The following is a 17,409-nucleotide window of genomic DNA, read 5'->3' as shown; positions in this document are numbered from 1 at the left end:
GTAGTGAAGGCCAGTACTACATGTAGTACTTTCGCCCCGTCCCGGCGGTAATCAGGCGTTCCCCGTGAACCGGGCCGTCACGGCCTGGCCGTGGGCAGGGAGGTCCTCCGCCGCGGACAGGCTCACGATGTGACCGCTGACTTCGGCAAGGGCAGCCCGGCTGTAATTGACCACCTGGATGGCGCGCAGGAAAGTGGTGACGTTCAAGCCGGAGGAAAACGCCGCCGTACCGCTGGTGGGCAACACGTGGTTGGACCCCGCGCAGTAATCCCCCAGGCTGACGGGACTGTAGTCCCCCACAAAGATCGCACCGGCGTTCCGGATCCTGGCGGCCACCGTGGCCGCGTCCGCGGTCATGATTTCCAGGTGTTCCGCGGCATACGCGTCACAGGCGGCGATGCCCTGTCCGAGGTCCTCCACCAAAACGACGCCCGACTGAGGTCCGGACAGGGCCTCGCACACACGCTGCGAATGCTTGGTGGCGGCCGCCTGCCGGTCCAGTTCGACGCGGACTGCCGCGGCAAGGTCCTCCGAATCGGTGATGAGCACCGAAGCGGCCTGTGGGTCGTGTTCGGCCTGGCTGATCAGGTCCGCGGCCACAAGGTCAGGCTGGGCGGAGGAATCGGCCAGGATGGCAATTTCCGTGGTTCCGGCCTCGGAGTCGATGCCCACCACGCCCTTGACCAGCCGCTTCGCGGTGGCCACAAAAATGTTTCCGGGACCTGTCACTACGTCAACGGGTTCCAGCGCGGGCCCGGCGTCGCCGGCGTCCACGCCATAGGCGAACGCAGCGATGGCCTGCGCGCCGCCGATGGCGTACACCTCGCTGATGCCGAGCAGGGCCGCCGCCGCAAGAATGGTGGGGTGCGGGAGGCCGCCGAAGTCCTTCTGCGGCGGGGACGCCAGGGCGATGGACTCCACCCCGGCGGCCAGCGCGGGGACAACGTTCATGATGACCGACGACGGGTAGACGGCCAAGCCGCCCGGAACGTAAAGCCCCACCCGCGAAACCGGTACCCAGTTCTGGCTCACCAGCGCACCGTCGCCAAGTTCGACGTTGACGTTGCGCGGCCGCTGGGCGTCGGCAAACTGCCGGGCACGGCTGATGGATTCCTCCAGCGCGCTGCGGACGGCCGGATCCAGATCCGCCAGCGCCTTAGCCAGTGCTTCGGCAGGGACCCCGGGATGGACCTGGTCCACGCCGTCGAACCGAAGGGCAAGGTCGCTGAGGGCGGCAAAACCGTCCTGCCTGACAGCCTTGATGATGTCGAGGACTTTTTCTTCCGCGTCCGCCACCGTGTTGTGCCGGGCACGAGGCACGGCGGCACGCAAGCCGGCCAAGGTCAGGCCCCGTCCGCGCAGATCGACCGTGCGGAAGCTCACGGTTGTGGTTGGCGGGGTGGCGGGAGATTCAGGAGAAATGGTCACCTGATTATTTTACGCGCCGGGCGCCGTGCCTTCGGCGCGGGGTGCACTCCCGCCGTTTGGTCCCTTCTTCAGCAGGTTCAGTAGGCTCAGGCCAAACACGCAGGTTGCGGTTGCCGCCGGCCACAGCAGCACTACAGACCACGAGCGGAGGGAGAAGGCCACGCTGGAACTGAAGGTTGTGTCCGCCGGGACGCCCCACAGCCGGCCCGCCATCATGCCCGTCTGCCAGGCAATGAGTGCGCCGGCGAATCCGCCGGCCAGGCTGAGGAGGAAAGCCGGTTGCGCTGCCCGGCCGCCTTTGTCCGTAAGGAAGACGGCCATCAGGCAGCCGGCGAAAACGAGGAGGCCGCCGAGAGTCAGGTCCCGCGGCAGCCATGCGTCCGGATTGGTCCCGTCACCGAAGGCGGGATTGCGGGTGATCAGGTTCAGACCGCCCGGGGCGAGCAGCCACCACAAAAGTCCCACGGGGATACCACCGGCCGCGGCAGCAACAAACCACTTCCACGGCAACCGGGCGGACCGGTGGCTGATGTGTTCACTCATGAAACAAACCTTAACAAAGGTTCGATGCACGAGGTCACATGACGTGGGTTGTCAGCCGATTCCGCCGCGCCCGGCCGGACCAATACCCTTAAGGGAGAGTCCAGATCAGCATGTTTCCAAGGAGCGGTTTACACCATGTCAGATGCATCGCCGTTTGAGGGCACGTTCAAGGAAATGTTCCGGCGCCACGCGGCCGGCGTCGCCATCATCACGGTGAACTACAAGGGTGAGCCGTACGGTTTTACCGCCACGTCGGTTGCGTCGCTGTCAGCACAGCCGCCGCGGTTCACCTTCAACATGGCACGGAGTTCAAGTTCCTGGCCGGCCGTTGCCAACGCCACCCACCTCGGCGTCCACATGCTGGGCCTGGAAAACCAGGCCCTGGCCGACCGGTTCGCGCGCACGAAGGACCGCTTCGGCGGAGACCACTGGGAACTTGGCCCGCACGATGTCCCGGTCCTTAAGGACGTCGCCGGGTGGCTCATCGGCAAGATCCAGATGCGGCTCTCCTTCGAGAACAACGCCGTGGTGGTTGTCGAAGTAGTGGCGGGCGCCGTCGGCGCGGACGGCTCGCCGCTCCTCTACCACGCGGGCAGCTATGGCCAGCCGGTCCCGCTGGACTACGAAATCTAGCCAGAGAGACTAGTAGTCCAGGCAGGTTGGCCCAAGGAGGACCTTCAAGTCCCCGAACAGCGATGGGCTTGGATTGACCCTGAGATGGACTGGCAGGGCCATGACTTCGGTGCGCGTATCCCCCTGCAGGTGCAGCCGGACTTCGGAGTTGCCCCGGTGGTTCCGCAGGACGTCCCCCAGCTCGGTGACCACTGTTTCGGTGGCCTTGTGGGTTGCCATGGAAATCTGCACGGGACCGTTTGTGCCTTCACTGAGGTCCGGGACACTGAGTTCCATACAGTTTAAAGCCACGGCACCGTCGTCGCGCCGCTGCAGGCGGCCCTTGACCACCACAATCAGGTCCTCAGCCAGTACTGATGCGATGGGGCCATAGACCTGGCCGAAAAACATAACCTCCATCGAGCCGCCGAGGTCCTCGATTTCGGCACGTGCGTAGGCGTTGCCGCTGGCCTTGGCGATCCTGCGGCTGAGCGAGGTGATCATGCCCGAGATGGTGACAATTGCGCCGTCGTGCGGCCCGTCATCGGCGATGATCGAGGTGATGCTCTGGTCCGCGTGCTGGCTGAGGAGGCCTTCGAGTCCCTGGAGCGGGTGGTCCGAGACATAGAGTCCCAGCATGTCCCGTTCGAAGGACAGCTTGTCCTTCTTCTCCCATTCGGGCAGGTCGGGAATCTCAATGCTCAGCGAGGCCTCGGACTCGGCTTCCTCGAAGCCGGCGAAGAGGTCGAACTGGCCGATCGCTTCATTGCGCTTGAGTGTGATGACCGAATCGATGGCCTCCTCATGGATCATCGCCAGGGCGCGCCGATGGTGTTTGAGGGAGTCGAACGCGCCGGCCTTGATCAGGGACTCAATGGTGCGCTTGTTGCACACCACGGCGGGAACCTTGACCAGATAGTCCTTAAAGGACGTGTAGGCGCCCTCCTTTTCGCGCGCGGCCACCATCGCTTCGACGGCGTTGACCCCCACGTTGCGGATGGCCCCCATGCCGAAGCGGATGTCGGTGCCAACAGGCGTGAAGTTCAGTGCCGACTCGTTGACATCCGGCGGCAAGACGGTGATTCCCATGCGGCGGCATTCGTTGAGGTAGATAGCGGATTTGTCCTTGTCATCGCCAACCGACGTCAGCAGGGCTGCCATGTACTCCGGCGCGTAGTGTGCCTTCAGGTAGGCGGTCCAGTAGGAAATCACGCCATACGCGGCTGAATGCGCCTTGTTGAACGCGTAGTCGGAGAAGGGGAGCAGGATGTCCCAGAGAGTCTTCACGGCCTCCATGGAATAGCCGTTGTCCTGCATGCCCTGGGAGAACCCGGCGAACTGCTTGTCCAGCTCCGATTTCTTCTTTTTACCCATTGCGCGGCGGAGGATGTCGGCCTGGCCGAGGGAATAGCCGGCGAGCTTCTGCGCCACGGCCATCACCTGCTCCTGGTACACGATCAGGCCGTAGGTGCCGCCGAGGATCTCTGCGAGGGGTTCCTTCAGCTCCGGGTGGATCGGAATGACTTCCTGGATCCCGTTCTTGCGCAGTGCGTAGTCCGTGTGGGCGTTGGCGCCCATCGGACCGGGGCGGTACAGGGCGAGCACAGCGGAGATGTCTTCGAAGTTGTCAGGCTTCATCAGCTTCAGGAGCCCGCGCATCGGCCCTCCGTCAAGCTGGAAAACGCCCAGGGTGTCGCCCCGGGCCATCAGTTCGTAGGAGGCGACGTCGTCAAGGGCCAGGCTGTCCAGGTCGAGGTCGTGGCCGCGGTTGAGCTTGATGTTTTCCAGGGCGTCGGAAATGATCGTCAGGTTCCGCAACCCCAGGAAGTCCATCTTGATCAGGCCCAGGCCTTCGCAGGTGGGGTAATCGAACTGCGTAATCACCTGGCCGTCCTGGATGCGCCGCATGACGGGGATGACGTCAATAATGGGGTCCGAGGACATGATGACGCCGGCCGCGTGCACACCCCACTGGCGCTTCAGTCCCTCAATACCGAGGGCCGTCTCAAAGACCTTGGCTGCTTCGGGGTCCGTGCCGATCAGCTGCCGGAAGTCGCCGGCCTCGCTGTAGCGCTTGGAGTCCTTGTTCTGGATGTCCGCCAGCGGAATGTCCTTGGCCATCACGGCCGGAGGCAGGGCCTTGGTGAGCTGCTCGCCCATGCTGAACGGGTAGCCCAGCACCCGGGACGAGTCCTTCAGGGCCTGCTTGGTCTTGATGGTGCCGTAGGTCACGATCATGGCCACGCGCTCGTCACCGTACTTGCGGGTGACGTAGTCGATCACTTCGGACCGGCGGCGGTCATCGAAGTCGACGTCGAAGTCAGGCATGGAGACACGGTCCGGGTTGAGGAACCGCTCAAAGATCAGGCCGTGGTGGAGCGGATCAAGGTCGGTGATCCGCATCGCGTAGGCCACCATGGAACCGGCTCCGGAACCACGGCCCGGACCGACGCGGATGCCGTTGCTCTTGGCCCAGTTGATGAAGTCGGCCACCACCAGGAAGTAACCCGGGAATCCCATGGAGGTGATGACTTCGAGCTCATAGTCAGCCTGCGTGCGGACCTTGTCCGGGACGCCGCCCGGGTACCGGAACTCCAGGCCGGTGGCCACTTCCTTGACCAGCCAGGACGTCTCGTCCTCGCCCGGCGGGCAGGGGAACCGCGGCATGTAGTTTGCGCCCGTGTTGAACGAGACTTCGCAGCGCTCGGCGATCAGCAGTGTGTTGTCGCAGGCGTCAGGGTGGTCCCTGAAAAGCTCCCGCATTTCCTGCGGTGACTTCAGGTAGTAACCGCTGCCGGAGAACGCGAACCGCGAGCCGCCATTGTCATACGTGGGCTCCAGCAGGGTGGAACCGGACTGGATCGCCAGCAGGGCCTCATGCGCCTTGGCATCATGTTCGTGCGTATAGTGCAGGTCATTGGTGGCCACCAGTGGCAGGTTCAGGTCCTTGGCCAGCCGCAGCAGGTCCCCCGTGACCCGCCGTTCGATGTCCAGGCCGTGATCCATGAGTTCGCAGAAGTAATTCTCCGCACCGAAAATGTCACGGAATTCCGAGGCGGCCTCCAAAGCCTCGCGGTACTGGCCAAGGCGCAGCCGGGTCTGGACTTCTCCCGACGGGCAGCCCGTCGTGGCGATCAGGCCCTCCGAATACGTGTTTAGGAGTTCCCGGTCCAGCCGCGGCCACTTGCCGAAGACGGCATCCAGGGAGGCGATGGAAGACGCCCGGAAGAGGTTCCTCATGCCGGCGTTGTTGTAGCTCAGCAGTGTCATGTGGGTGTACGAACCACCACCGGAGATATCGTCTTTGCGCTGGTGCTCCTCGCCCCAACGGACACGGCTCTTGTCCGTCCGCGCGGTGCCGGGGGTGACATAGGCTTCGACGCCGATGATCGGCTTGATGCCCTGGTCCGTTGCACGTTTCCAGAAGTCGAAGGCGCCGAACAGGTAGCCGTGGTCAGTGGTGGCGAGTGCTGGCATCCCCAGGCGTTCGGTCTCATCGAAGAGCTCCCCCAGACGGGCGGCACCGTCCAGCATGGAGTATTCGGTGTGGTTGTGAAGATGGACGAACGAGGCATTGCTGGAAGTCACCGCACCATTCTAAGCGCTGGCGGGCGGCCCCTGGCCCAGCGGCGCAGCCGGTAGGGACTAGGTGATGAGGAACTCAGCGGCAAGCGGGCGGCAACCAGGCCGCGTGGCTAGGCTTGGCCTGATTCGAGAACTTCCAGGGCATAGGCAAGGTCCTGGGGGTATTCGCTGGTGACGGTCACACGCTCGCCAGTGACGGGGTGGTCGAAGCCGAGCTGGCGCGCATGCAGCCATTGCCGCGTCAGGCCCAGGGTTGCCGCAAGCCGCGGGTCAGCCCCGTAAGTAAGGTCACCGGCGCAAGGGTGCCGGAGCGCTGAAAAGTGCACCCTGATCTGATGCGTGCGTCCCGTTTCCAAGTGCACCTCCACCAGGGTTGCTTTGCCGAAGGCTTCCAATACTTCGTAGTGCGTCACCGACGGACGGCCGTCCTCAATCACCGCGAACCGCCAGTCGTGTCCGGGGTGGCGGCCGATGGGTGCGTCAATGGTGCCCTCCAGCGGGTCCGGGAGTCCCTGGACCACGGCGTGATATACCTTCTCCACGGTGCGTTCCTTGAAAGCCCGTTTCAGGGCCGTATAAGCGCGCTCGGTCTTGGCCACAACCATCACACCCGACGTGCCGACGTCGAGCCTGTGGACGATTCCCACGCGCTCAGGCGCGCCCGACGTCGAGATGCGGTACCCCGCCCCGGCAAGACCTCCCACCACAGTCGGTCCCACCCAGCCGGGAGAAGGATGCGCTGCCACGCCTACCGGCTTGTCCACCACCACGAAATCGTCGTCGTCGAGCAGGATTTTCAGGCCTTCCACAACTTCCTCCACCACTTCGAGCGGGTCCCGTCGATCAGGCACCGTCACTTCCAGGACGTCCCCGGCCACCAGGCGCGCGGACTTGCCGAGCTTTTTCCCGCGGCTGACCACATTGCCTTCGGCAATAAGGGTCGCCGCCAGGGAACGGGAAATCCCCATCAGCATGGCCAGCCCAGCATCGGCCCGTGTTCCACCGGATTCCTCATCCACCACCACACGCTCAGGCATCATCGGCTTTTTCCCGCGCGGCAGCGACGTGCCGTGAACCGTCCAGCGAGATCCCCCGCAGTGTCAGGATACAAATGATGGACACAGCGGAAACCACCGCCGAATCGGCAATATTGAAGATCGCGAAATTGGGCAGCTGGATGAAGTCCACCACGTGCCCCATGCCGAAGGAAGGTTCGCGGAACAGCCGGTCTGTCAGGTTGCCCAGGGCACCGCCCAGGAGCAGCCCCAACGCAAGTGCCCACCAGGCGGAGCCGAGCTTGCGCACCTGGAACAGGATGGCTATGGATACCCCGGCCATGATGATGGAAAACACCCAGGTTACGTTCTCGCCGATGGAGAAGGCCGCGCCGGAGTTCCGGATAAAGTACCAGTGCAGGAGCGGCGGCAGGACAGGGATGCGCTCCCCCTCCACCATGGAGGTGGTCACCCAGATTTTGGTCAGCTGGTCGAAGACGTAAGCAAAGATTACAAAGCCTGCGAAGAGGGAGAACAAGAGCGTCTTCCCTGGGCGGGGCGTTGAGGGAACCGGGTGTGCAGCGTCGGCGGCAAGATCGTCAGTCATGGTGCTTTCATTTGTAAAACCGATGTTAATCACAAAAACCGGCGGCCGAGGAAACCTCAGCCACCGGCTTTCAGAATACTTGCTTGACTGACTAGTTCGCTTCGACCTCGGGGGCCGCGACGGAACCGCGGGCGTCAAGGTCGCGCAACTGGCCTTCGATGTAGGCCTTCAGGCGTGAGCGGTAATCGCGCTCGAATCCACGAAGCTGCTCCACCTTGCGCTCCAGAACCGAGCGCTGCTGCTCCAAGGCGCCGAGGATCTTGCGTGACTTCTCCTGGGCATCGTTGACCAGGCTGCTGGCCTCGATCTGGGCCTCAGCGATGATCTTGTCCTTCTGCGACTGGCCATCGGCGACGTGGCGGTCGTGCATCTGCTGTGCCATGGCGAGCAGGCCGGCCGCGGACTCGGCGGAAACAGACCTTCCGCCGGCCGGTGCGGGGGCAGCGGCCGGAACGGCTGCAGCGGTGGCCACCGGCTCGGCTTCCTTCTTCTTCACAGCGTCGGCAGGTTTCGAGTCGACTGCGGCCTTCGCCGGAGCCTCAACCTTGTCTGCCTTGACGGGCGCGGGGACCTTCTCAACCACCGGGGCGGCTGCAGCGGAGCTGGCCGGCACGGCGGAACCGGATTCGGCAAGCTTCTTGCGGAGCTCGTCGTTCTCCTGGTTCAGGCGCCTGAGTTCCACAACGATTTCGTCCAGGAAGTCGTCAACTTCGTCCTGGTCGTAGCCTTCGCGGAACTTGGTCGGCTGAAAGCGCTTGTTGACAACGTCTTCTGGCGTCAAAGCCATCTGGTCACCTCATTGGTCTAGTTAGTCAGTAGGCCTTCCGGCCGTCAAAACTACGGTACCTAAATTTTGTCTGGTTCCTCTAATTCAACACTGGGTGTCAAACCGGAGATTTCTTTCGCGTCACAAGGATAAGTTCGCTTCCGGAACTTAGCCTGTGCCCGCTAGGTCTTGTCGAAGATTACGCGAAACCCCTGGTCACCGCCATCGCGATGCTCACGGCGATGAAAAGGACCAGGAAACCAAGGTCCAGTGTCACGCCGCCAAGCCTCAGCGGCGGGATCAGCCTTCGGAGCCCCTTGAGCGGCGGATCGGTAATCGAATAGACAGAATGGGCGGCCACGAGGGCAATTCCGCGGGGACGCCACTCCCTGGCGAACATCTGGACCCAGTCAAAAACCAGGCGGATGATCAGCGCCACTAGGAACAGCAGGAGGATGATATAGACAAGTCCGAAAACAATTCCCATGACTTAACTCATATCTCCATGTCCATTCCGGATACCGCAGTGCCCTGCCAACGTTTCTTGTCTATTTCAGCACGGATGCCAGACAGGTGTACCTGCCTGGCATCCGCAATAAGCTTTATGGGCTAACTTTGGTTGAAAAAGCTGGCCTGGGTCTCGCTGATCTTCTTGTCGTCGCCGATGACCTCAATGTATGACGGCGAAAGCAGGAAGACCTTGTTAGTAACCCGCTCGATGCTGCCCCGGAGCCCGAATACAAGCCCGGCTGAGAAGTCTACGAGGCGCTTTGCGTCCGCTTCACCCATGTCGGTGACGTTCATGATGACCGGAATGCCGTCACGGAAACTCTCACCGATGAGTTTGGCGTCGTTATAGGACCGCGGGTGGATCGTGGTGATCTGCCGAAGCCCGGACGTTTCTTCGCGGCTCGAGGCCGCGCGCTTGATGGGGGTCACTGGTGCGCGGTATTCCTCTTCAGGGGCGTGCGACGTCTCACGGCTGACTTCGCGGATCGGCGCCGGAGCCCGGCGTTCCTCGCGGTCAGCTTCCATGGGATCGTCCTCGTCCTTACGTGTTGTGGTGTGTTCGGACTCGTAGTGTTCATCGCCATCGGCGAGCCCAAGATAGATCATTGTCTTGCGCAGAGCGCCGGCCATGGTCGACTCCTAATCGTGTCCGTAGGCGGGCCGCCCAATAACTTGACAGCATTGGAATCCCCCGCCACTCACTTCCTATGTGTTCGACGCTACCCCACGTCGGGACGCGATCCGAGAATATCGGAACCGATTCGCAGGTGTGTCGCCCCGAACCGGATTGCCACTTCGAGGTCCTGGCTCATACCGGCGGAAATGGCTCCGGCGCCCGGATGCCGGGCCACCATGGACGCTGAAATGCCAGCGAGTTTTTCAAAAGCCGCCTCTGGACTGGCGCCCAGCGGGGCAACAGCCATCACACCTACCAGTTCCAGGCCGTCGGCCGCGGCCAGCCGGTCGGCGAGCAGCGGCACTTCAGCCGGCGCGGCGCCACCGCGGTGGGCGCCGGCGTCGTCCTCGAGACTGACCTGGATGAAGCACTGCAGGGCGTCCCTGCCAGTCCTGTCCTGCTCCACCGCGATGGCCCGCTGCAGGATGTCAATCAGGGCCGGCCGGTCTACGGAATGGAGTGCGCGGGCATATTTGACCACCGACTTGGCCTTTTTGCTTTGCAGTTGTCCGACGAAATGCCAATTGAGCCCAAGCTCAGCCAGTTCCGCTGCCTTCGATGAGGCTTCCTGGTCCCTGTTCTCGCCAACGTCCCGGACGCCCAGCGCGGCAAGGCGCCGGATGTCCTCCACCGGATGGAACTTGGTGACCACAATCAGCGTGGGCAGCTCACCGGCACGGCCGGCCGAGGCTGCAGCCAACCCGATACGACGCTGAACAGCCGCGAGCCGCTCCGCCAGCTGGGTCATCCGTGCTGAGTCTTCCATGGTCAGCCCTCACCCATGGGACCACACGAGGCCGGCAAACCGACCGGTGGCGTTGGACCTCCGGTAGGAGAAGAGCTGGTCGCTTTCCAGCGTGCACGGGCCCGCATATTCGATGACGACGCCCGCCGCCTCCAGTTGGCTGCGCGCCCCGGCAGGGAGATCCAGCCCATCAGTGCCCCAGGACGTAGTGCTCCACGTTGACGGCACCTGTTGGGCCACTTCGGAACGCAATTCAGCGGGGACTTCGTAGCAGTTGCCACAGATGGACGGTCCGAGCCAGGCACGGATGGCGGTGGCCCCTTCCGCCCGCATCCGCTCCACTGCCGCAGGCAGGATGCCGTTGGCGATCCCCGGGCGGCCCGCGTGCACGGCGGCCAGGACAGGACCGTCCGGCCCGTGGCCTACGAGCACTGCCGGGATGCAGTCGGCCACCATTACTGCCAGCGGCAGTCCCCGTGACACCATGCCGTCCGCGGTAGGGGCAGGCGTATCGGAGTCCATCATTTCCACGACTGTGCCATGGACCTGCTCCATAAAACGCAGGGATCCGGCAGCCAGGTCCGCTGCCTTCTCCAGCGTCCTGCGGCGCTGGTGAACGTCTGCGGCGTCGTCCCCGACGTGTAGGGCGAGGTTGCCGGCGTGAGTGTCCGTGAACGCCACACTCACGCCGGGTGAGACTTCAGCCCGCCAAAGGAACAAGCCGTGCCCTACTTCAGGAAGTCGGGGACATCCAGGTCATCTGCACGGTTGCCCGAGAGATCCGGCTCCACTACTGAGGGAAGGTCGACGTCGAAACCTGAGTCGGCGGGGACGGCCGACGGACGCTGCTGGCCCCAGTTGCTCAGTCCGGACGCGCCCACTCCGGCGTGGACGGGCTGGACGTTCATCTGGTGGCTGCCGCCGCCTAACGTGGGCGCCTGGGCGGGCGCGGGAGCCGCGGCAGGCCGCTGCGGTGCTACCTGCGGCTGGGACTGGTCCATCGAGGGCGAGGTGGCCTTGACATCATCGAATCCGGCGGCGATGACCGTAACACGTGCCTCGTCACCGAGGGCGTCGTCGATCACGGCACCGAAAATGATGTTGGCTTCGGGGTGGGCCACTTCCTGGACCAGGCGTGCTGCTTCGTTGATTTCAAACAGGCCGAGGTCTGAGCCGCCCTGGATGGAGAGCAGCACACCGTGGGCGCCGTCGATGGACGCTTCCAGCAGCGGTGAGGCGATGGCCAGTTCCGCTGCCTTCACGGCGCGGTCTTCGCCGCGGGCGGAGCCGATGCCCATCAGGGCGGAGCCTGCACCCTGCATGACCGACTTGACATCGGCGAAATCGAGGTTGATCAGGCCGGGCGTGGTAATGAGGTCAGTGATGCCCTGGACACCGGACAGCAGGACCTGGTCAGCGGATCGGAATGCGTCCAGGACGGAGACGTTTCGGTCGCTGATGGAAAGGAGCCTGTCGTTCGGGATCACGATCAGGGTGTCCACCTCGTCGCGGAGGGCGTCAATGCCCGCCTCGGCCGAGCCGGCACGGCGGCGGCCCTCAAACGTGAACGGCCTGGTGACCACGCCGATGGTCAGCGCACCAAGGGAGCGGGCGATGCGTGCCACCACGGGCGCGCCGCCGGTACCTGTGCCGCCACCTTCGCCAGCGGTCACAAACACCATGTCTGCGCCACGGATGACTTCTTCGATCTCGTCAGCGTGGTCCTCGGCAGCCTGCTTGCCCACCTCAGGATTCGCCCCTGCGCCGAGCCCACGGGTTAGCTCACGCCCGACGTCGAGCTTGACGTCGGCGTCACTCATCAGCAAGGCCTGGGCATCAGTGTTGATGGCGATGAATTCAACACCCCGGAGGCCGACCTCGATCATGCGGTTGACTGCGTTCACGCCACCGCCGCCGATGCCGACGACCTTGATGACGGCCAAGTAATTCTGCGGAGCTGCCACGTTACGTGTCCCTTGTTCGTGTCCTATTGCGAAAACTGTGGAGTCGGGCTTGAAGCCTGCAACCTTAACCTTCGAGTTGAAGGTTATAGTTATGTCAAGTAACTCATGTTGGAACGCTATTTCCTATGGTTCGGACATTCAATAACCGGCGCCGCGTGTCGCGGGAATACCGTGAAATATTGCGACTTCCACGAGAGAGCGTTCAGCGCGTCACCGGATGCCGGGGCGCGCTCACATCGTACACGCGCACGGGGTTCTTCGGGTCCGCGGGAACCTTAAGCAATGCCTCGAGTACTTTGGCTTTGAGTTTCTTGTCCCCTTCGTTGCCCCAGATGATGCTTTGACCGTCCACCAGTTTGAGCTCCACAGCGTCCACGGATTGGGCGGAGGCGTTGGACAGCCTTGCGAGGACGTCCGGCGGGAGCGCCCCCAGGACGGCGGCGGTGGCCTGGAAGAGATCCTTGCCGATGGCACCGGCCCCGCCGTCGATGACAGGCAACGAAACAGACGTCGGATCCGCCGTGGCGGCAAGCACCACGCCGTCCACATCAACCATCTGGTACTGCTCCCCCTGCTTGACCAAAGCCACCGGAACTCGTTCCAGCACCTGCACAACCAATTCCGACGGCGGCCGCGCCTGCGTCGACACGGATTTGACCTGGACCAGCGGCTCCAGCAGCCGGCCCACCTCGTCGTCGTTGACCTGCGGCAGAGGTTTGCCCTTCAGCGGCTCCAGCGCGGCCCGGACCTGCTCCGCGGTGACAAGCTTGGTCCCCGTTACTGAAATGGTGCCCACCGCCAGAATGGGAGAAAAGATGGCGGCAGCCAGCAGTGCCGCGACCAGCGCCAGCACAGTTCCCAGGGCAACAAGCAAGTGCCGCTTCCGGCGCTTACCCGGCCGCTCCGGAAATACCAGCACGTTGTCGCCACCGGCCGGCGTCTTTTCCCGGGCGGCAAACGTGTCCGGGTTCTTCCCCTTAGTGCGCGCTGCTGCGGATGGTGCCTCCGGCGCTCGGGTGGCACTTTTGGACGCGGAAATCACTTCCGGTTCCGCCGGCGTCTTGGCCGCCGCTTGCCGGCGCGGCGAGGCGTAGGTGGGCCGGCGCGGACTACCCATCGAGGGCCCGCACGATCTGCGGCCCGAAACCGGTCACGTCTCCGGCTCCGACGGTCAGGATGATATCGCCCGGCCCGGCGGCCGCCACGAGGGCTGCCACCGCTTCGCCGGCCGCCACCAGGCGGCCGCCGGAGGCCAGGTGATCGGCGATGAGCTGGCTGGTGACCCCGGGGACGGGATCCTCGCGGGCGGGATAAATGTCCAGTACCAGTGCGGTGTCTGCCAGGTTCAGTGCATCGGCGAACTCGACGGCGAACTCCCTGGTACGCGAGAACAGGTGCGGCTGGAACAGGACGTGTACGCCGTGCCCGTCCGCTACGGACCGCGCCGCAGTCAGGGCCGCCCTGACCTCGGTGGGGTGGTGCGCATAGTCATCAAAGACGCGCACGCCGCGTCCCTCGCCCTTCAGTTCAAACCGCCGGGACGCGCCGGAGAAGTGCGCCAGGGCGCGCGCTGCAGCAGCGGCGTCGACCCCAAGCTCCAAGGCGACAGCGACGGCGGCGCATGCGTTGAGTGCGTTGTGCCGGCCCGGGACCTGCAGCTCCAAGGCGAATCGACCGTCGGCCGAGGAAACCTCGACGTGCCCGGGGCCGCCGTCGTGCAGTACCAGGTCTGCCCGGTCAGAGGTTCCATACAGGACCACCCTGGTGTTGCCACGGGCCACAGTACGTTCCGCGAGGGCCAGGGCGCCGTCGTCGTCCGCACAGGCGATCAGGACACCGTCCGCCGGCAGCAGGTCCGTAAAGCGGTCAAAGGATTCGTAGACAGCTTCGGGCGTGCCGTAGTGGTCCAGGTGATCGGGTTCGACATTGGTGACCACGGCGATTTTCGGCCGGTAGTTCAGGAAGGAACCGTCCGATTCGTCCGCTTCGGCCACAAAAATGCCGGCAGCGCCGTGCGCCGCATTGACGCCGAGCGCCGGCACATTCGCGCCGATGGCAAACGAGGGGTCAAGTCCGGCCCCCTGCAGCAGGACCGTGATCATGGAAGTGGTGGTGGATTTCCCATGGGTCCCGGCGACGGTCACCACAATGTCATTCCCCATGGTGGCCGCCAGCGCCTCCGAGCGGTGCAGCACCGGCAGGCCGGACTCGCGCGCAGCCAGCAGTTCGGGGTTGTCCGCCCGGATGGCCGAACCTGCCACCACGGTCTGGGCATCGCCAAGGTTGTGGGCGCCATAGCCCACGGAGACTCGGGCCCCGGCGGCAGCCAGGTCCGCCATGACCGGCAGGTCTTTGGCGTCGGAGCCGCTTACGGTGACGCCGCGGGCCACCATGATCCGGGCCACCGCGGACATGCCCACGCCGCCGATGCCGATGAAGTGGACGCGGCCCAGTGACTCCTGGCTGCGGATGCTTGCGGGGATCATGCGGATACCGCTTCCAGGACAAGATCAGCCATGCGCTGATCGGCGTTTCGGATGCCAAGCCGGCGGGAGCTGGCGGCCATCGTGGCCAGCCGGGCGGCGTCGGTGGCCAGCGGGATCAGTTTCTGCGCTATCCACTGCGCGGTGAACTCCTTGTCCGTGACCAGGAGGGCGCCACCGGCGTTCACCAGCCCCGCCGCGTTGAGCGCCTGCTCGCCGTTGCCGATGGGCAGGGGGACAAATACTGCCGGCACTCCCACTGCGGCCACTTCGCAGACGGTAGCTGCACCGGAGCGTGCCAGCAGCACGTCAGCTGCGGCGTACACCCGTTCCATTCCGTCCACGTACTCAACCTGCCGGTAGCCGGCTGCGGTGAGCGGGCCGCCGTCGGGCCCCAGGACCGTCTTTCCGCGGCCGGTGATGTGAAGCGTCTGGATCCCGGCGGCGCCCAGCTCCCGGGCCGCAGCAGCCACGGCCCGGTTGATGCTTTGGGCGCCGGAGGACCCGCCCGTCACAATCAGCGTGGGCCTGCTCGCGTCCAGGCCCAGTGCTTCGCGCGCGGCAGCACGGGCGGAGTCCCTGTCGAGGCCGGAAATTTCGCTCCGCATGGGCATGCCGACGTGGCGTGCGTGCCGCAGGCGGGTGGTTTCAAACGCTGTGGCCACGTGCCGGGTCAGGAACGATCCAACGCGGTTGGCCAGGCCGGGCCTGGTATTGGCTTCATGGATCACGATGGGAATCCCCCGGCGGCAGGCGGCAAGGTAGAGCGGAGTGCACACATAGCCGCCCACGCCCACCAGGACGTCAGCCGAAGACTCGTCCAGGATACGGCCTGACTGCCGTACCGCCCCGGCCAGCCGCGAGGGCAACTTCAGCAGGTCCAGGGAAGGTTTGCGGGGAAACGGAACCCGGTCGATAGTGGCCAGCTCGACGCCGGCGGCGGGCACCAGCCGGGTTTCCATACCCGCCGGCGTACCCACAGCGAGCAGTCTGGCTCCCGGGGCCGCGGACCGGAGCGCGGCCGCGATGGCCAGGAGCGGGCTGATGTGGCCGGCGGTTCCGCCGCCCGCCAGGACAATGGACAGGTTCTGGGAAGTCATCTGGTGCTAGGTACGCTTTCTTGCGGTCTTGGTGCTGCGGGTGGATCCGCCGGCCTTTTTGGCGCCGAACTTCAGCATTCTCTTGGGCCGGATGGCGGGCGCCATTTGTTCGCGGGCCAGCGACAACACCACCCCCACGGCACAGAGGGACATCAGCAACGCCGAACCGCCGTAGGAAATGAACGGCAGCGGCACCCCGATGACGGGCATCAGGCCCGTCACTACGGCCATGTTGACGGTGGCCTGCCCCAGCAGCCACACCATGATGGTGCCGGCCAGGACACGGTGGAACATATCGTCCTGGGCCACCACCACGCGGTAAATGGCGGCACCGAGGATGGCGAAGAGAACCAGCACGACGACGGTGCCCACCAGGCCGAGTTCCTCGCCGATAATGGCAAAGATGAAGTCGTTGTGGGCTTCCGGAATCCAGCTGTACTTTTGCCGGCTTTGGCCTAGGCCCACACCAAACCAGCCGCCGGACGCAAGCCCGTAGAGCCCGTTGGTGGCCTGGTAGTTGGCGTCGATTCCTTCGGCACAGGACTGGCCCGTCCACCAGGAGGTGATGCGGCACATCCGGTTCGAACTGGTGACGGCCATAACTGCTGCGCCCGCGCAGCCCAGCACGGCGGCAAACCCGAACATGTACAGCGGCACGCCGGCGAAGAACAATGCGGCGGCCGTGATCATCATGATGATCATCGCCGTGCCCAGGTCGTTGCCCCACAGCACCAGGCCGATCACCGCACCTGCCAGCGGCACGGCCGGGACGAACACATGCTGCCAGAGACGGAGCAGTTTGCCCTTCCTGGCCATGACCGTCGCCATCCACAGCGCCAACGCCAGTTTGGAGGCTTCAGACGGCTGGAACGTTATCCCACCCAGGTCAATCCAGTTTTTGTTGCCGTTGACTTCGTCACCGACCAGCTGGACCAGGACCAGGAGGACAAGGGCGGCGCCCAGTACCGGCCAGGCCAGTCGCTTGAGCCAGACCACGTTGACGCGCGACAGCACAAACATGGTGAAGATGCCGATTGCGGCGAACATGCCCTGCTTGAGGGCATCACCATAGGGCGACTTTCCGGCGGCAATGGACTCAACGCTGGAGGCCGACAGCACCATCATGATGCCGATGGCGGTCAGGGCCAGCGTGGAGCCCAGGATGAGGTAGTAGGTTGAGCCGTTGCGGGACGTCCCTGTTCCTTCAAGGGCATACCAGAAGCCTCGGTACCAGCCCTGGATCCGGACCGGCATTGTGGTCCTGGCCGGCGGCGTCGCAGATCCTGCGGGCCGGGTAGGGGTGTTCCTGGACGTTGCGGGCCTGGCGCCGGTGGGCGAAGCTGGTTTGCCGGAGCGCGGCTGTGAAGCCTTGGGCCGGGTGGGTGTGCTGACCAT

General features: G+C 64.4%; 16 protein-coding genes. 1 reads left to right on the top strand and 15 read right to left on the bottom strand.

Features of this window, described 5'->3' with window-relative positions:
- Positions 1–51: 51 nt before the first annotated feature.
- A complete protein-coding gene (gene hisD, locus ABIB45_RS16265; protein ID WP_354216884.1) occupies positions 52–1,428 on the bottom strand; it encodes a histidinol dehydrogenase in 1,377 nt (458 codons plus the stop codon).
- A 9-nt stretch (positions 1,429–1,437) separates the two neighbouring features.
- On the bottom strand, positions 1,438–1,971 hold the full coding sequence (locus ABIB45_RS16260) for a hypothetical protein (RefSeq protein ID WP_354216883.1): 534 nt from the start codon (positions 1,969–1,971) through the stop codon (positions 1,438–1,440).
- Between the two features lie 135 nt (positions 1,972–2,106).
- On the opposite strand from ABIB45_RS16260, the gene ABIB45_RS16255 reads away from it, so the two are divergent.
- A complete protein-coding gene (locus tag ABIB45_RS16255) occupies positions 2,107–2,604 on the top strand; it encodes a flavin reductase family protein (RefSeq protein WP_354216882.1) in 498 nt (165 codons plus the stop codon).
- Positions 2,605–2,613: 9 nt separating this feature from the next.
- Here ABIB45_RS16255 and dnaE read toward each other — a convergent pair whose 3' ends face one another.
- From dnaE to ftsW, 13 genes are all read right to left on the bottom strand, one after another.
- Positions 2,614–6,171, bottom strand: coding sequence for a DNA polymerase III subunit alpha (gene dnaE / locus ABIB45_RS16250; RefSeq protein WP_354216881.1), 3,558 nt, complete (start codon positions 6,169–6,171; stop codon positions 2,614–2,616).
- Between the two features lie 107 nt (positions 6,172–6,278).
- Positions 6,279–7,205 (bottom strand): RluA family pseudouridine synthase, encoded by a 927-nt coding sequence (locus tag ABIB45_RS16245; RefSeq protein WP_354216880.1) that lies wholly within the window; start codon positions 7,203–7,205, stop codon positions 6,279–6,281.
- Positions 7,198–7,770: a signal peptidase II gene (lspA, locus tag ABIB45_RS16240; protein WP_354216879.1), complete on the bottom strand. Its 573-nt coding sequence runs from the start codon at positions 7,768–7,770 to the stop codon at positions 7,198–7,200. The genes ABIB45_RS16245 and lspA overlap by 8 nt, the downstream gene beginning before the upstream one ends.
- 91 nt (positions 7,771–7,861) lie before the next feature.
- Complete coding sequence (locus ABIB45_RS16235) at positions 7,862–8,557, bottom strand: DivIVA domain-containing protein (protein ID WP_354216878.1); 696 nt, start codon at positions 8,555–8,557, stop codon at positions 7,862–7,864.
- Between the two features lie 178 nt (positions 8,558–8,735).
- On the bottom strand, positions 8,736–9,023 hold the full coding sequence (locus ABIB45_RS16230; protein WP_354216877.1) for a YggT family protein: 288 nt from the start codon (positions 9,021–9,023) through the stop codon (positions 8,736–8,738).
- Positions 9,024–9,145: 122 nt separating this feature from the next.
- A complete protein-coding gene (locus ABIB45_RS16225; RefSeq protein WP_354216876.1) occupies positions 9,146–9,676 on the bottom strand; it encodes a cell division protein SepF in 531 nt (176 codons plus the stop codon).
- A gap of 89 nt (positions 9,677–9,765) precedes the next feature.
- The gene (locus ABIB45_RS16220) at positions 9,766–10,488 is read right to left on the bottom strand and encodes a YggS family pyridoxal phosphate-dependent enzyme (RefSeq protein WP_354216875.1); all 723 of its coding nucleotides are present in this window, start codon (positions 10,486–10,488) and stop codon (positions 9,766–9,768) included.
- 9 nt (positions 10,489–10,497) lie between these two features.
- On the bottom strand, positions 10,498–11,187 hold the full coding sequence (locus tag ABIB45_RS16215) for a purine nucleoside phosphorylase YfiH/LACC1 family protein (RefSeq protein WP_354216874.1): 690 nt from the start codon (positions 11,185–11,187) through the stop codon (positions 10,498–10,500).
- A gap of 8 nt (positions 11,188–11,195) precedes the next feature.
- Positions 11,196–12,431, bottom strand: coding sequence for a cell division protein FtsZ (gene ftsZ, locus ABIB45_RS16210; protein WP_354216873.1), 1,236 nt, complete (start codon positions 12,429–12,431; stop codon positions 11,196–11,198).
- A gap of 202 nt (positions 12,432–12,633) precedes the next feature.
- A complete protein-coding gene (locus tag ABIB45_RS16205) occupies positions 12,634–13,548 on the bottom strand; it encodes a cell division protein FtsQ/DivIB (RefSeq protein ID WP_354216871.1) in 915 nt (304 codons plus the stop codon).
- The gene (murC, locus tag ABIB45_RS16200) at positions 13,541–14,917 is read right to left on the bottom strand and encodes a UDP-N-acetylmuramate--L-alanine ligase (RefSeq protein WP_354216870.1); all 1,377 of its coding nucleotides are present in this window, start codon (positions 14,915–14,917) and stop codon (positions 13,541–13,543) included. Before murC ends, ABIB45_RS16205 begins: the two co-directional genes overlap by 8 nt.
- Positions 14,914–16,014 carry an undecaprenyldiphospho-muramoylpentapeptide beta-N-acetylglucosaminyltransferase gene (gene murG / locus ABIB45_RS16195; protein WP_354216869.1) on the bottom strand — a complete coding sequence of 367 codons (1,101 nt, stop codon included), beginning with the start codon at positions 16,012–16,014 and terminating at the stop codon, positions 14,914–14,916. The genes murC and murG overlap by 4 nt, the downstream gene beginning before the upstream one ends.
- A 6-nt stretch (positions 16,015–16,020) precedes the next feature.
- Positions 16,021–17,409 (bottom strand): putative lipid II flippase FtsW, encoded by a 1,389-nt coding sequence (gene ftsW, locus ABIB45_RS16190; protein WP_354216868.1) that lies wholly within the window; start codon positions 17,407–17,409, stop codon positions 16,021–16,023.

This window comes from Arthrobacter sp. UYCo732 (assembly GCF_040547265.1).
Taxonomy (GTDB): Bacteria; Actinomycetota; Actinomycetes; order Actinomycetales; family Micrococcaceae; genus Arthrobacter.
Note: the sequence above shows the minus strand (reverse complement) of the source record. Positions and strands in the feature narration are given on the sequence as shown.

Bases quoted from the DNA above. Each gene is read 5' to 3' on its own strand.
- ABIB45_RS16260 (WP_354216883.1), bottom strand. From the start codon at position 1,971: ATGAGTGAACACATCAGCCACCGGTCCGCCCGGTTGCCGTGGAAGTGG.
- ABIB45_RS16255 (WP_354216882.1), top strand. From the start codon at position 2,107: ATGTCAGATGCATCGCCGTTTGAGGGCACGTTCAAGGAAATGTTCCGG.
- ABIB45_RS16245 (WP_354216880.1), bottom strand. From the start codon at position 7,205: ATGCCTGAGCGTGTGGTGGTGGATGAGGAATCCGGTGGAACACGGGCC.
- lspA (WP_354216879.1), bottom strand. From the start codon at position 7,770: ATGACTGACGATCTTGCCGCCGACGCTGCACACCCGGTTCCCTCAACG.
- ABIB45_RS16235 (WP_354216878.1), bottom strand. From the start codon at position 8,557: ATGGCTTTGACGCCAGAAGACGTTGTCAACAAGCGCTTTCAGCCGACC.
- ABIB45_RS16230 (WP_354216877.1), bottom strand. From the start codon at position 9,023: ATGGGAATTGTTTTCGGACTTGTCTATATCATCCTCCTGCTGTTCCTA.
- ABIB45_RS16225 (WP_354216876.1), bottom strand. From the start codon at position 9,676: ATGGCCGGCGCTCTGCGCAAGACAATGATCTATCTTGGGCTCGCCGAT.
- ABIB45_RS16220 (WP_354216875.1), bottom strand. From the start codon at position 10,488: ATGGAAGACTCAGCACGGATGACCCAGCTGGCGGAGCGGCTCGCGGCT.
- ABIB45_RS16205 (WP_354216871.1), bottom strand. From the start codon at position 13,548: ATGGGTAGTCCGCGCCGGCCCACCTACGCCTCGCCGCGCCGGCAAGCG.
- murC (WP_354216870.1), bottom strand. From the start codon at position 14,917: ATGATCCCCGCAAGCATCCGCAGCCAGGAGTCACTGGGCCGCGTCCAC.
- murG (WP_354216869.1), bottom strand. From the start codon at position 16,014: ATGACTTCCCAGAACCTGTCCATTGTCCTGGCGGGCGGCGGAACCGCC.
- ftsW (WP_354216868.1), bottom strand. From the start codon at position 17,409: ATGGTCAGCACACCCACCCGGCCCAAGGCTTCACAGCCGCGCTCCGGC.